Below are 13450 nucleotides of genomic sequence, written 5' to 3' on the forward strand. Positions count from 1 at the left end.
GGAATCCTTCAACGCGAAAATCAAGGCATTTCGGGCATCATCCAGAGGAGTCAGAGACATTGCTTTCTTTCTGTTCCGATTGACCAAACTTTATGCCTAACTTCCCCCCAACTTTTGCTCTTGATCCCCGAAAAACTGGAAAGGGAGTCGAGCCAACGCCAACGAGTGCAGAGGCTCGACTCCCTTTTTTGAAAACCGGCGGGGCTAGTCCTGAAACCCCACGAGAAGATCCAGTTTCAGTACATGGGCAATTCTGGAGAGTACTTCGATGGTTACCTGTTGCCCGTTGTTTTCGTACTTATTGAGCGTTGGGGCCGACACACCCAATTTCTGCGCAAGCTCTTTTTGGGTCAGGTCCGCCTTTAGACGACTCTCGCGGATCAAGTTACCAACTTGTTGTAAATCGGCTTCATGCCCATTGGCTTTGACCAGAATACACGTCGAATGAACCATAGTAACAGTGTTAAGATACGGATGGGCTGGGTGGTCAGAGCGTAAAATCGCCAGCCGCTTCGGGTTGGTACAGAATTCGGTCGACTTTGATTTTTACAGTTCGGTTCGGAACGGGCAGGGTAATGATATCGTGTAGCTTACTGCCTAAAAGAGCGGTGGCCAGCGGGGCAAAAATCGAAATCCGGTTTTGGGGGATGTTTACCTGCTCGGGGTAAGCCAGGCCCACTTCCACGGTTTTCTGGTTTTCCAGGTACATGATTTTAACCCGGGAATTCATCGTGATCACGTTGGCAGGCATCTCCCGGGATTCCAGTAAAAGCGCTTTTTCGATCACCTGGCTCAATGTATACAGCAGTTTTCTGGAAATAGAGGGATTATGACGAGCCTGTATAATCCGCTCTTTCAGTCGTTGATAATCCAGTTTGCTAAGAATGACGTTCTGCATAGCTCAAATCAGTTATTCCGGAGAATGGCTTACCGCCAGACGCCCTCAGGCTGACGGATCGGTCGGCATGTGGTGCTGGTTCGGGGCGCAATCGATCCGTTACTCCGGATGAAGTTCGGTTAATGGATGGTAACGTTTGTCAAAACTGTTTGTCGGGCGGGAAGCCTCAACTTAATAAGTGATGATTAGTTGTAAGTTAATTTTTGCAGTTGTAAATTTACACTTGTAAAAATTAAAAACAACCGAGCGTAATGACATATATCAGTGCTCAACCACGTTTGACGGATTCCTGGGACGATATTTGTTACCCGGTGGAATCTGTCTGGCTGGCTGATCTGTTACCAACGTACGACATTGTGGCCACGGATCGGCAGCAACTGATCGTAGGAGAGGTCATCGGAGGGCGTAAAACCATATTTGGCATTCAGAGTGCTGAGTACTCCGTCATTCCCAATACTGTGATTCGGGAGGTGGTCGACGAGGTGATTCCGCAGTACACCTTGTTGATTCAATACACACCAACCGGCGAGTTTAGTGTGAACATCGTACTGCCGGACGAATTTCGGATCGGCAAAGAGTCGTTGCACCGCAGTTTGATTTTGACCAACAGCTACAACGGAAAAACCCCCTTTACCCTGCAAGGTCAGTCGTTTATTACTCTTTTGAATCCGGATACGGCTTTGCGGAGCAGTATGTACCGCAGCGTTTGCCAGAATGGACTGTTGGGGTGGGCTGACCATTTTGATGAGCTGTCCGCTTACCAAACCTGGCTGCAGCAGTGGTCGGCTTCGAGCCAGAAGGCGCGCGTACCCAAAAGCCGTTCAGGCGAAGGGCGGACAAACCGGGTGAATCCGGCCATCCGAACGATTCACCACAGCGAATTGACGATTGACGTGTTCCGGCAGCACCTGCGCGATTTGCTGGTGGACCACCTGAAGCCCGAGCCGACGTTGACGGCAACCATTTATTCACAATTACAGCAGACAACCCTGCGGCAACGGGATGAAGGCCTGTTGCGGGAATTAACGATTCCGGTCCAGCTCGCCAAGCTGGCTCGGGAACGGCTGCGAACCGAGGAGCAACTGCTCCAGGTCGAACCGTCCTACTGGCTGTTGTACAATGCGGTCAATTATGCACTCTTTACCAGTCGCAGCAGCTTAACCCTGAATGACCGGTATCGGCTTGATGAACGCGTATTTCATCAACTGGCCACCCGTGTGCTGGCCTGAATAAACACCGAATCAACTTTGTATGAGTTCTTTTGCGATGAATCGAATTGCCATCCTGACCTCAGGGGGCGATGCACCCGGCATGAACGCCTGTATTCGGGCGGTGGTTCGGGGAGCGACCTACCACGGTATTGAAGTGATTGGCATTCGCCGGGGATACAGCGGCTTAATTGCCGGTGATTTTCTACCGATGACGTCTCATTCGGTCAGTAATATCGTGCAGCGGGGCGGCACAATTCTCAAATCGGCCCGCAGTGCCGAATTCCTGACGGCTCAGGGGCGCCAACAGGCCCATGAACAGTTGCAATCCATCGGTGCACAAGGACTGGTGGTGATTGGCGGAAACGGGACCTTTCAGGGCGCCTTGAATTTCTATGATGAATTCAACTTTCCGGTTATGGGCGTGCCCGGAACCATCGATAACGATTTGTTCGGAACGGACTACACCATCGGCTACGATACCGCCGTCAATACGGCTTTGGAGGCTATTGACAAAATTCGGGATACGGCGGATTCGCACGACCGGGTTTTTCTGATTGAGGTCATGGGCCGCGACTCGGGTTACATCGCCGTTCAGTCCGGTATTGCGGGCGGGGCCGAGATGGTGCTGGTGCCAGAAGTACTGCTGTCGACAGCCGAAGTAATTGATGCCCTGAAACAGGGGTGGAAACGTTCCAAATCGTCTTCCATCCTCATCGTGGCAGAAGGGGAATCGAAAGGGACGGCTTCGGCGGTGGCCGATCAGATTCGGAAACAGGTGCAAGGCGAACTAGACATGCGGGTAACGACCCTGGGGCATATTCAGCGCGGTGGATCGCCCAGCGCTTACGATCGAATACTGGCCAGTCGCCTGGGCTTGGCGGCTGTGGAAGGGTTGATGGAAGGAAAACGGAATGTGATGGCGGGAATCATCAATAACCAGTTGGTTTACACCCCGATTCGGGATGCTATTAATGGGTCGAAACCGCTCAGTGAGGAATTGCTCCGGATGGTAAAAATACTAAGTGTCTAACGGTGCTATTTTGGGTGGAGGTTGTGGGTGGCTACGGCTAATTTTATACCAATCACTTTGCCGCTGAAACCGTTGCCCTGATCAGTTCTTCCCTGATTCGGCGGGCTACCATTTTTTCTTCGCCGGGTTGCAGCATCCAGGCCGTTACCCGGACGGAGTTTGCGCCCTTGAGCGTGTCGGCAACGGCGGGGTCGATGGAATCGGAACCAGCCTGGTAATAATACAGCGGAAGCCCCGAAAAACCGGCTTCGATGGAGGGGTTTCCGTTTCGTAACCGCTCCCGCATGTCCCGGCCGGTGAGTTTCACCACCGAATCGTCCCAGTTGATTGTAAGCACCGGCGTGACATTGCCTAACTCCGGAACGGTAATGGTAGTGGTGATTCCGTTCAGGTCGTCGACGGTTTTCTGAATGTGCGCAATGCGGGCTTCCCAGCGTTGCCATTCTTTTTCATGGTCATTGTGGAGGTACCGCTCCAGTGCCACGTACATACCGATAATTTCTTCCTTGTTCACTTTATGCCCCCGGGCCACGGTATAGCCCCGGGGCGGGGCGTTCAGCCGGGCGGCTGCAATAATGTCTTTTCGGCCCATCAGAATCCCGGCGCTTTGCGGTCCGCGAATGGCCTTGCCCCCGGAAATGAACACCAGATCGAAGCCCATATCGTTGAACTTCCAGAGGTTGGAAACCGGGGGTACATCGGCGGCAATATCGATGGAGGTCGGAATCTGGTGTTTTTTACCCAGCGATACCCATTCTTCATGCTTGATCTGACCCTGCTTCGACACGATATTGAGAAAATGGAGCAGGGCGGTTTTTTCGTTGATGGCTTTTTCAACATCTTCAACGGTTTCTACTTCCACAATTTTGCAGCCCGTATTCAGGAAAGCGTGGTTGTAGCGTTCGTTATGGCTTTTCTGGCAAATTACTTCCGATTTCATGCCGGTGCCTTCCAGCTGCGGCAGCTGCTCCACTTTTCGCACGTCCAGCCCCGTCAGAATTCCGGCCAGCCCCAGCGTCATGGCCGAAAAAGCGCCACTCGTTACCATCGCAGCTTCGGAATGGACCATCCGGGCAATGCGTTCGCCCACTTTGTCCTGCACCTCGTCGATCATGCAAAACTGTTTGGCGGTGCTGTTGATGGTCTCGACCACCTCGTCGCGCATGATACAGCCCGACATAAACGTTAGCGTTCCGGCCGCATTGATGAATGTCCGGATGCCCAGCTCCTTGAAAATGTCCCGGCTGGAAGCCGTGGATGCCGCTACGGTAGTGGAACTTTGAGCAGGCGTTGCTCCGGCTAAAGGCAATACCGTTAATCCTTTTAAAATATCCCGGCGTTTCATAGTCAATCCGTAGGCAGCTGGTTTTGTGGTCAGGAGTAAAACGTTTTCTGTTAGAAAGGCCGCAATCCAGAGAAATAACGCAAATTGCGGTTTCAGGAAGCTCAAAATCGCTCCTTTGTTCCAGAAATCCCAAGTTACCAGTTCAAGGGATAAAAACCGCCAGCCGGAGGTGGAAACAGGTGATCCCCCGCGAAAATATTTTTTAAACAACTGGGCTTTTTTAAAGCAGCCTGATAAAATCGGTGACGGCAACCTTAAACCGATAACCGGGTTTGGGGAATGGATAACCGAAACAATGTCCCGTTTTGCTGGAGTAATTCCAGCTTCCCTTCCATTTGCTCGGTCAACATCACAATGAGTTGCTTCCCGAAGGAGCTTTTGCGGTCAACCTGGTGCCAATTAGCGCTCTCGATTCCCGGACCGTTATCCCGTATTTCCAGGGTCAGGCAGGAGTGGGGCGATTGATCTCCCGCAAGCAGTTTGATTCCTAGCTGTGGTCGCGGTGTTTTTTGAAAAGCGTGTTTGAATGAATTGCTGATCAGTTCATTGGCAACCAGTCCGATGGGCGTAGCCAGGTCGACGTCCAGCTCGGCCAGCTGAATGTCCAGCTGGAGATCAAATTCGGAAGGCTGGTAACCGTACGCCTTGATCAGGCTCTGGGTTAAATCCAACAGGTAATCGTGCATGTTCACGGTGGTTACCTGATCGGTCAGGTAAAGCCGCTGGTGGATGAAGGACATGGCCTCGACCCGTTGCTGACCAACCCGAATGGCCTCAATGGCATTTTCGTCGTTCAAACGCGTAGCCTGTAGCGACAGCAGACTGGAAACAATCGCCAGGTTGTTTTTGACGCGATGATGTAACTCCCTCATCATCAGGGTTAATTGTTCGGATTGCTGCTGGATTTTCTGGCGGCTCTGGCGAATACGCTGGTACAGGTGATACAAGGTTCCCAGTAAGATCAACAGCAGGATAACACCGCCGGAACCCACCCAGATCTGACGGGTTTGCTGAGCGTTGATCTCGGCCAGTTGCCGGATGTGTTCTTCTTTTTCGCGGGTCTGGTAGCGGGCTTCCAGTTCAGCAACTTGCCGGCTCCGGGTGGTGTTGAGCACACTATCTTTCGTGGTGACCTGCTGGCGGTAATAGTGCAGGGCCTGCCGATAATCTCCGCGCTTTTCCCAGATTTGGCTCAAATGTCCGTATACTTCGGTTTGGAGCGAGTGCTTTTCCGTCCCCGTTTTGTTGACCCAGTCGAGGGCCTGGCGGCAAAACGCTTCGGCTTCCTGCAACTTTCCCTGCGGAATCAGGGCGTAAGGAATACTCACCAGCGCGTATCCTCCTAAATAGGCATCGTGATTTTCCTGGGCAAAAGCCAGGGTTTCCCGGAATGCTTGCTCCGAACGCCGGTAGGCTTTCATGTTTTTGTAAAGCAACCCCAGGTTGTACAGACCGCCGTAGTATTCATTCCATTCCTTCTTGCTTTTCCGGTATTCCAACACCTTTTGGTGGTATTCGATCGCTTCCTTATACTGCTTATGCTGATCCTTATAGTTGGCCATTCCGTCATAAAACGTGATCAGAAGGTCGGTGTATCCTTCTTGCTGAGCCAGGGCTATTCCCTTTTTCAGGTAATACAGCGTGTGCGAATCATCCTTGAGACGACTGTAGCAGAAGCTAATGTACGTCAGCGTTTTGGTGAACTGTTTAGTGCGTCCCGCTTGCTGAAACTGCTGTAACGCTTTTTGGTACCACGAAATGGCCTGGCCGTAATCGCCCACATTGGAATACCAATAGCCGGTGCTCCGGTAGCAAAAACCAATATCCGCGGGATTTTGGGTCGCCCGGGCGATGGATAGAGCCTGGTCAATGGCTAGTTTGGCCGTGGTGAGCTGGCCTTCGAAAATCAGGGAGTCACCCATTTCGCGGAGCGTCCAGGTCTTGACCGAATCCGGCGCGTGGTGTAGAGAGTCGGGGAGTAAATCCTGTTGGGCCTGACACCAGGCAGGAGCCAGCAGACTGGAAACCAAAAGAAGGAGTCGGATAATCATCTGAGGTGGTAGAAGGGAGGGCGGAAGTGAGTGCGCTGTCAAGGCTATTTTTTGGTATAAAACCGTGTGATAAATCTGTTGTTTTTTATCGTGCAGTGTAGGCTAATTTAGATATGTGAAGTAAATAAAAATGTCTTGTAATTGCATAAAAAAAATATATGATTTCATTTAATTAAGTGTAGGTGGATGACCGGATAGTAACTTTTACCCTATAGAATAGAGTACGGAAGTAAATAAACTTTGTATCATTGTTTAGTAGATGATCGAGCGAGCCGCGTGTAACTGAAAAATTGTAGCAAATTCTACAGGTTGACCAGTCTGTCAATTAAGTATTTTTTGTGCTTGGTCAGTATGGTAACCACTTAATCATTTGTACAGAATCGGGTACTTACTGGCCAGTGGGGAGGACCTGCGGTTGATGGGAGGAATCGCTTTACATTAGCATATATGTTGACGAAATCAGTACAGTCTGCTTCAATACTAGTCGTTGAAGATGAGGCAATTCTGGCGATGGACCTTTGTATGAAGCTTGAACAGGAGGGGTATACGATTGCCGGAACGGCAACGACCGGCCGACAGGCTCTGGCTTTGTATTTGCAGGAAACCGTGGACATTGTTATTTGTGACATCAACCTGCGGGGTGATTGGAACGGGATCGAAGCCGCTCAGCAGATGATTACCCACCGGCCCGTGCCGGTCATCTACCTGTCGGCCCTAACCGATCAAAGCACCCTTGAAAAGGCCAAAGCAACGACGCCAGCGGCTTACCTGACCAAACCCGTTACATCCGATAGCCTCCGGATCGCCATCGAAATTGCCCTGAGTAATTTTGCGTCCCGAACCAGACCGGACAAGCCGGGTAAAACCGAGCCCGTTCTGTCAGCCGGACCGTCTCGTGAAGGGGAAGCCATTTTGCAAATTGGCGACACTATTTTTCTTAAGCAGAATTACCACTTTGTACGAATGCACCAGCAGGAACTGCTTTACATTGAGGCCGACGATAAATACACCACTATGGTGACTCCCGATCGAAAATTCGTTCTCCGCTTATCTTTAGCGGTTTTGCTGCAACGGTTGTCAAATCTTCCCCTGGTTCGGGTGCACCGATCCTACGCCGTCAACCTGCTGCGAGTGGAAGCTTTTAACGACTATGAAGTACAGATTGCCGGCCATACCATACCGTTGGGCCGGGTTTATAAGGAGGAGTTTATTCAGCATTTCTTTGTTCGCTAATTGACATAATCCGGGTTCACGCCCAAAAGACTGTCGTTGGCACCGGTAACCCGGTTGTTCACGACATATTTTTCGAAAGGGGAAATGGTTCGTATACATTTGAAATGTAATACTTCGCAGTACTATCACCTAAATCCTCTTTTGATATGAACAATTACTCCTACCTTATTTTCAATTATTCCTGTCGAATAATTGTCTGATAAATTACTTTTTCTTCTAGCGATTAACTGATCGTATGTGCTCCCAGTAGACGAGCACGGTGCGATGACGCATGCCTTTCACTCTTTTCTAATCGAAATCATTTCTTCTTATGTCTAAGAAAATTCTAGCGATTCTGTCAGAATACGGCTATTGGGGGATCGAGCTGGTCGCTCCCTTAACAAAACTGGAAGAAGCGGGCTACACCGTCGAATTCATTACCCCAACTGGCAAGAAAGCTGAAGCCCTGCCGCCCAGTTACGATACGACGTATATTGACCCTCCGTTAGGTATTGCTGTAACAACTTCCCAGGCTGCCGAAATGGTAAAAGCGTTTGAGGCATCAAACCGGCTGGAGGACCGACACAACATGTCGGAAATCATTCCGGAACGGCCGTATTTCTCGGTACCCAACTTTCTGCGGGAGTTTGAGAAATACTTTGCCGATGTTAAAGTGGCGCAGGAAAAACTAACGGAAGAATACGCGGCTTTGCTGGTAGTGGGGGGCAGCGGCCCGATCATCGATATGGTCAACAACCAGCGGGTGCATGACATTATCCTGGCTTTCTACAAGAAGAATATGCCGATTGGTGCCATTTGCTACGGCGTTGCACCCCTGGTTTTTGCCCGGGATTTCAACGAACGCATCTCCATTATTCGCGGCAAACACGTTACGGGTCACTGCATTGAGTACGACTACCACGACGGCACCGGTTTTCTGCATACCGACCTCAACATGGGGCCACCGCCGTATTGCCTGGAATACATCCTGGCGGATGCTGTCGGACCGGAAGGACAATACCACGGTAATTTCGGCAAAGAAACCTCCGTCATTGTTGATTACCCGTTTATTACAGCCCGGTCGCTGCAATGTGCATTTGAATTTGGCGAACAGTTTGTTGCGGTTTTGGACCAGGGCGTGAAGCGGTATGGCTGGTAAAACGGGGAATCAGAAAATCATCGAGCAGTTTCTGGCCGATGGGATGACCCACATGTTTGGCAATCCCGGCACCGTTGAACAGGGCTTCCTGGACGCGGTGTCGGAATACCCCGACATGAAATACATCCTGACGTTGCAGGAATCCATTGCCGTGATGATGGCCGACGGGTATGCCCGGTCTACGCAAAAACCGACCCTCGTGCAGCTCCACAGCTCGCCGGGCATCGGCAACGCGGTGGGGGCCTTGTACCAGGCCAAGCGGGGCCATGCCCCCCTGGTGGTGATTGGCGCTGATGCGGGGTTACAATACATGAACATGGACGCTCAAATGGCAAATGATCTGGTGGCCATGATGGCACCCGTCACGAAATACGCCACACTGGTGCATTCGTCGAAGTCGCTGCTGCGTACGCTCCGTCGGGCCATTAAAATTGCGGTAACCCCGCCGATGGGGCCGGTTTACGTGTGTCTGCCGATGGACGTGCTGGATGAACTGAACGACGAACCGGTTTATCCAACGAGTCTGCCATCTACCCGGGTAGTGCCCGAAGCGGCATTGATCGAACAGGCCGCCGAGTGGCTGGCAGGTGCCCAAACTCCGATTCTCTTTGCCGGAGACGGGGTGGCGTATTCGGGGGCCAATGCCGAGCTGACCCGTGTGGCGGAGCTGCTGGGGGCGAAGGTCTACGGTGTCGATTTCGGGGATGTGTTCATGGACAATACGCACCCGCTGTATCAGGGCACCACGGGCCATATGTTCGGCGACTATAGTCTACCGATCACCAGCCAGGGCGATGTGAATCTGGTTGTCGGAACCTACATGGTTCCGGAAGTGTTTCCGCGGCTGGATGATATTTACAAACCGGGTTCAAAAGTTATTCATATGGATCTGGATGCGTACGAAATCGCTAAAAATCACCGCGTTGACTTGGGCGTGGTCAGTGATCCCAAGCTGTCGCTGGGGCTTTTGGCCGACGCGCTGGAGCAGAAATTGAGCCCAGCGCAGCGGCAGGCCGCCACCGAGCGAATCCGGCAGCTGTCGAAAGCAAAAGCCGGTAAAACCGCCACTGCTTCACCGGCTACCGGCGGTGCCCTGACGATGGAGCAGTTTGCGGAAGTGCTGGCGCAGCACGTGCCTGCTGATGTGGTTATCTTCGACGAAGCCCTGACGAGTTCGCCCGCGTTGCAACGGTTTATTCCTCCGCAGCAGCCCGGCAGTTATTTCACCACCCGGGGTGGTTCGCTGGGCGTCGGTTTTCCGGGTGCCATCGGGGTTAAGATGGTCGATCCGTCCAAAACCGTCATCGGTTTTTCGGGCGACGGCGGCAGCATGTACACCATCCAGACGCTGTGGTCGGCGGTTCGGCACAAAACCGGAGCCAAGTTCGTCGTTTGCAACAACGGATCGTACAAGCTGCTTCAGCTCAACATCAGCCAGTACTGGAAGGAGCGAACCATTGCCGAACACGCCTTTCCGCTGAGTTTTGACCTTTCTTACCCGGCTATTCAGTTCGATCAGCTGGCCCGGGCGATGGGCGTAGACGCGGTTCGGGTCGAGAAGGTGGAAGAGATTCAGCCCGCCATCGAGCGGATGCTGGCCGACGACAAACCGTTCCTGATCGATTTAGTGCTAGCGGGCGATTCCAACCCTGACCTGGTGAGTGTTGCCTGCGGTCAATAAACCGCAAAAATCTGAGTAATTCTATTCGTTCATTTCACAGAAAACCGTTTACGCGTACTATGTCACAGCAACTGACAAAGGAGGCTATTACGTCCCTGGCCGACGTATGGTATAAAAAATTAGATGTTCACGCACCGATGGTGGAGCTGTTGCCGCTACTGGCCGATGCGGAACTGGAAATGGTATTTCCCGAAGCCACCATAACCGGCTGGGCCGGGTTTGAAGGCTGGTTCCAGCGCGTGATCCGGATCTTTTTCGACGAGGTGCACACGCTGAAAGAAGTGACGTCCACGATTCAGGGCGACCAGGCCGAGGTGAAGGTCATCGTGCAGTGGGAAGCCAGCGTCTGGAACGCCCCCGAAGCCACCAGCAAGCGCATTGTGGCCGATGCCTACCAGACCTGGCAGGTGAAGCTACAAGGCGATCAGCCGGTCATCACCCGGTACGTGGTCGATGACCTGAAATACCACGAAGGATCGGCCACGCTGTAATCCTGATCCACGGAGTCCGAAACCATTTATTCCCAACCCGTCATGCTTACCCAAACCCTTACGTACCTCTCGGTAAAAACCATTGAGCGCGATGCGTTTACGATTCACTGCGTGCAGGCACCCGAAGACGGCGAGCTGGTCAACGCGCAGATCATCGAAACCCCAACGAAGCTGCTGCTAGTGGATACGCTTCAGCTGAAACCGCATGCCGATGAGCTGCGGGCGTACCTCGAAAGTCTGGGCAAACCGCTCGACCGGGTCATTATCTCGCACTACCACCCCGACCACTGGTTCGGAGCGGCTACGTTCAAGGATTATCCGCTGTATGCGCTGCCAGATGTAATCGACCGCATCAACCAGATGGCTGATTTTGTTCTGGATTACCACCGGAACATTCACGGCGAAAAAGCCGCTGCGCTGATTCCGTCCGAGAAAGTGACGCCCGATCAGGTGTTGCCGGAAGGGGAACTGGAGTTTGACGGCCTGAGGCTCAACCTCATCAAAATTACGGACACAGAAGCGCCCGTCAACCTGGTGATCGAACTGCCGGACTACGGTATTCTGTTGCCGCAGGATCTGGTTTACAACGGTGCCTACCCTTATTTCGGTGAGAAAACCGCCGACGGTGACTATTGCTTCGATGCCTGGATTGCGGTTCTGCGCGGTTTTCAGGCCCAAAACTACCACATCATTGTGCCGGGCCACGGCGACCCGACAGATGCGTCCATTTTCCCGACCATGATCACCTACCTGGAATTTGCCAAAGCGCAGGTGCTGGCGGGCCTGAAAGGAGAGGAGCTGATCAACCGGATCAAACAGCAGTACCCGGAGTACCGCTTGCCGTTGACATTGGTCATGTCCGATGTGATGCTGTTTCAGATGGCCTAATTTATTTCTCGTAACTCGACCTTCCTCTCTTTTAATCGTATGAAAAACGTTCCCAATAGCAAACTAGGGCAGCTGTACAAGGAGCATATCCAGCATATTCTCGACAAGAACATCGAAGCCCTCCTGGACCAATACACCGATGACGCGTTGCTGATCAGCAGCTTTATGAAAAAACCGCTGATTTACCAGGGCCGCGAGCAGATTCGCAAGCACATGGAAGGTATTCTGGGCATCGACGGCCTGGAAACCGACATTGTGTTCTGGGCTGAAACCCAGGAGCCCGAAACGCTCATGATCACCGAGCAGATTACGATGACCACCGCCGAGGGCGAAAGCAACATGCGGTTTGCCGATAGCTGGGTGCTGCGCGACGGCCGGATTGCCATTCACTTTGCGGGCATGGTGCAACATCCCGACGGTTCGCTGGCCTAAGCCTGATTTTCATCCTTTAACCGCACGTTATGAAGCTCTCAGGAAAAAAAATCGGGATTCTGCTGGAAAGCGACTACTACGAAAACGAGATCTTTTACTATAAATACCGTTTCCCGGAAGAAGGGGCCGAACTGCACTTTCTGACGCGGCTCTGGGGGCAGGAACGCATCACGTTTCAGGGCCACGAATACCGCGCCCCGATGGAATGCTGGGAAAGTTTTGAGTCGATCACCGACGAGGAGTTGCGTAGTTATTCAGCCATTATCGTGCCGTCGGGCATGGTATCGGATCGGTTGCGGTATACCGAAGACGTCGACAAAATTCCCCCGGCCACGGCTTTCCTGCAGCGGGTTTTTGCCGAAAAAACGATTTTGAAAGGCATCATCTGCCACGGCTTGTGGCTGGTGGCTCCGGCAACAGAGCTTGTGGCGGGTCGGCGGCTGGTGTGCCACAACAACCTGATTGGTGATGCTAAAGCCTACGGCGCCCATTATACCAACGAAGATGTGGTGGTGGACGGTGACCTGGTAACGGGTCGATCCGGTGGGCACGCTCACCTTTTTGCCCGAAAAATTATTGAACTCCTCGCTGACTAACGCACCCACCTTTGTATGGCTAACCTGGTTTTTTCGCACATCGCGTTATCGTGTGCCGACCCCGCCCGTACCGAACAGTTTTACAGCAACCATTTCGGTTTCCGCCGGGCCCGGGTTATTCCGCTGGGCGGAGACAATGCAATCGTTTTTCTGAAAAATGAGCAGGCCGTTTATCTGGAGCTCTTTCGGGCCGATGCCGGGCTGCCCGGGCTGCCCGCTTCCGACGGCGACGGTCCGCATTATCCGGGTATCCGGCACCTGGCATTTCAGGTCACCGACGTAGACGCGACCGTTCAGGCGCTGGGCCAGGACGCCGAGATCACGCTGGGGCCGCTCGATTTCAGTGATTTCATTCCGGGCTGGAAAACCGTCTGGCTCAAAGACCCCGACGGCAATATCGTCGAAATTAGTCAGGGCTATACCGATCAGGAAGCCTGATCTTCTACGTCGTTCAAG

At 52.6% G+C, this 13450-nt stretch carries 14 protein-coding genes; 10 read left to right on the top strand and 4 right to left on the bottom strand.

Features of this window, described 5'->3' with window-relative positions:
- Positions 1–204 precede the first annotated feature (204 nt).
- Positions 205–453 (bottom strand): helix-turn-helix domain-containing protein, encoded by a 249-nt coding sequence (locus ACYVH9_RS26015; protein WP_460639358.1) that lies wholly within the window; start codon positions 451–453, stop codon positions 205–207.
- Positions 454–487: 34 nt separating this feature from the next.
- Complete coding sequence (locus ACYVH9_RS26020) at positions 488–898, bottom strand: GreA/GreB family elongation factor (RefSeq protein WP_460639359.1); 411 nt, start codon at positions 896–898, stop codon at positions 488–490.
- A gap of 251 nt (positions 899–1149) precedes the next feature.
- Between ACYVH9_RS26020 and ACYVH9_RS26025 the strand changes: the two genes are divergently transcribed.
- Entirely contained in the window at positions 1150–2127 is a 978-nt protein-coding gene (locus tag ACYVH9_RS26025; RefSeq protein ID WP_460639360.1) for a hypothetical protein, read from the top strand.
- A gap of 37 nt (positions 2128–2164) precedes the next feature.
- Positions 2165–3139: a 6-phosphofructokinase gene (gene pfkA, locus ACYVH9_RS26030; protein ID WP_460639516.1), complete on the top strand. Its 975-nt coding sequence runs from the start codon at positions 2165–2167 to the stop codon at positions 3137–3139.
- 52 nt (positions 3140–3191) lie between these two features.
- Here pfkA and ACYVH9_RS26035 read toward each other — a convergent pair whose 3' ends face one another.
- A complete protein-coding gene (locus tag ACYVH9_RS26035) occupies positions 3192–4484 on the bottom strand; it encodes an aminotransferase class V-fold PLP-dependent enzyme (RefSeq protein ID WP_460639517.1) in 1293 nt (430 codons plus the stop codon).
- 254 nt (positions 4485–4738) lie between these two features.
- Complete coding sequence (locus ACYVH9_RS26040) at positions 4739–6535, bottom strand: histidine kinase dimerization/phosphoacceptor domain -containing protein (protein WP_460639361.1); 1797 nt, start codon at positions 6533–6535, stop codon at positions 4739–4741.
- 447 nt (positions 6536–6982) lie between these two features.
- Between ACYVH9_RS26040 and ACYVH9_RS26045 the strand changes: the two genes are divergently transcribed.
- From ACYVH9_RS26045 to ACYVH9_RS26080, 8 genes are all read left to right on the top strand, one after another.
- Positions 6983–7768 (top strand): response regulator, encoded by a 786-nt coding sequence (locus ACYVH9_RS26045; RefSeq protein WP_460639362.1) that lies wholly within the window; start codon positions 6983–6985, stop codon positions 7766–7768.
- 310 nt (positions 7769–8078) lie between these two features.
- A complete protein-coding gene (locus ACYVH9_RS26050) occupies positions 8079–8906 on the top strand; it encodes a type 1 glutamine amidotransferase domain-containing protein (RefSeq protein WP_460639363.1) in 828 nt (275 codons plus the stop codon).
- Entirely contained in the window at positions 8896–10587 is a 1692-nt protein-coding gene (locus ACYVH9_RS26055) for a thiamine pyrophosphate-binding protein (RefSeq protein ID WP_460639364.1), read from the top strand. The genes ACYVH9_RS26050 and ACYVH9_RS26055 overlap by 11 nt, the downstream gene beginning before the upstream one ends.
- Before the next feature lie 59 nt (positions 10588–10646).
- On the top strand, positions 10647–11078 hold the full coding sequence (locus tag ACYVH9_RS26060) for a hypothetical protein (protein ID WP_460639365.1): 432 nt from the start codon (positions 10647–10649) through the stop codon (positions 11076–11078).
- A gap of 42 nt (positions 11079–11120) precedes the next feature.
- On the top strand, positions 11121–11966 hold the full coding sequence (locus ACYVH9_RS26065; RefSeq protein WP_460639366.1) for an MBL fold metallo-hydrolase: 846 nt from the start codon (positions 11121–11123) through the stop codon (positions 11964–11966).
- Positions 11967–12005: 39 nt separating this feature from the next.
- Positions 12006–12398 (top strand): nuclear transport factor 2 family protein, encoded by a 393-nt coding sequence (locus ACYVH9_RS26070; RefSeq protein WP_460639367.1) that lies wholly within the window; start codon positions 12006–12008, stop codon positions 12396–12398.
- Between the two features lie 29 nt (positions 12399–12427).
- Positions 12428–12994, top strand: coding sequence for a DJ-1/PfpI family protein (locus ACYVH9_RS26075; RefSeq protein ID WP_460639368.1), 567 nt, complete (start codon positions 12428–12430; stop codon positions 12992–12994).
- A 15-nt stretch (positions 12995–13009) separates the two neighbouring features.
- Positions 13010–13432 carry a VOC family protein gene (locus ACYVH9_RS26080; RefSeq protein WP_460639369.1) on the top strand — a complete coding sequence of 141 codons (423 nt, stop codon included), beginning with the start codon at positions 13010–13012 and terminating at the stop codon, positions 13430–13432.
- Positions 13433–13450: the final 18 nt, after the last annotated feature.

The sequence above is a fragment of the Larkinella harenae genome (genome assembly GCF_054780515.1).

Excerpts from the sequence above, each read along its gene's own strand:
- ACYVH9_RS26015 (WP_460639358.1), bottom strand. The coding sequence starts at position 453 with ATGGTTCATTCGACGTGTATTCTGGTCAAAGCCAATGGGCATGAAGCC.
- ACYVH9_RS26020 (WP_460639359.1), bottom strand. The coding sequence starts at position 898 with ATGCAGAACGTCATTCTTAGCAAACTGGATTATCAACGACTGAAAGAG.
- ACYVH9_RS26025 (WP_460639360.1), top strand. The coding sequence starts at position 1,150 with ATGACATATATCAGTGCTCAACCACGTTTGACGGATTCCTGGGACGAT.
- pfkA (WP_460639516.1), top strand. The coding sequence starts at position 2,165 with ATGAATCGAATTGCCATCCTGACCTCAGGGGGCGATGCACCCGGCATG.
- ACYVH9_RS26035 (WP_460639517.1), bottom strand. The coding sequence starts at position 4,484 with ATGAAACGCCGGGATATTTTAAAAGGATTAACGGTATTGCCTTTAGCC.
- ACYVH9_RS26040 (WP_460639361.1), bottom strand. The coding sequence starts at position 6,535 with ATGATTATCCGACTCCTTCTTTTGGTTTCCAGTCTGCTGGCTCCTGCC.
- ACYVH9_RS26045 (WP_460639362.1), top strand. The coding sequence starts at position 6,983 with ATGTTGACGAAATCAGTACAGTCTGCTTCAATACTAGTCGTTGAAGAT.
- ACYVH9_RS26050 (WP_460639363.1), top strand. The coding sequence starts at position 8,079 with ATGTCTAAGAAAATTCTAGCGATTCTGTCAGAATACGGCTATTGGGGG.
- ACYVH9_RS26055 (WP_460639364.1), top strand. The coding sequence starts at position 8,896 with ATGGCTGGTAAAACGGGGAATCAGAAAATCATCGAGCAGTTTCTGGCC.
- ACYVH9_RS26060 (WP_460639365.1), top strand. The coding sequence starts at position 10,647 with ATGTCACAGCAACTGACAAAGGAGGCTATTACGTCCCTGGCCGACGTA.
- ACYVH9_RS26065 (WP_460639366.1), top strand. The coding sequence starts at position 11,121 with ATGCTTACCCAAACCCTTACGTACCTCTCGGTAAAAACCATTGAGCGC.
- ACYVH9_RS26070 (WP_460639367.1), top strand. The coding sequence starts at position 12,006 with ATGAAAAACGTTCCCAATAGCAAACTAGGGCAGCTGTACAAGGAGCAT.
- ACYVH9_RS26075 (WP_460639368.1), top strand. The coding sequence starts at position 12,428 with ATGAAGCTCTCAGGAAAAAAAATCGGGATTCTGCTGGAAAGCGACTAC.
- ACYVH9_RS26080 (WP_460639369.1), top strand. The coding sequence starts at position 13,010 with ATGGCTAACCTGGTTTTTTCGCACATCGCGTTATCGTGTGCCGACCCC.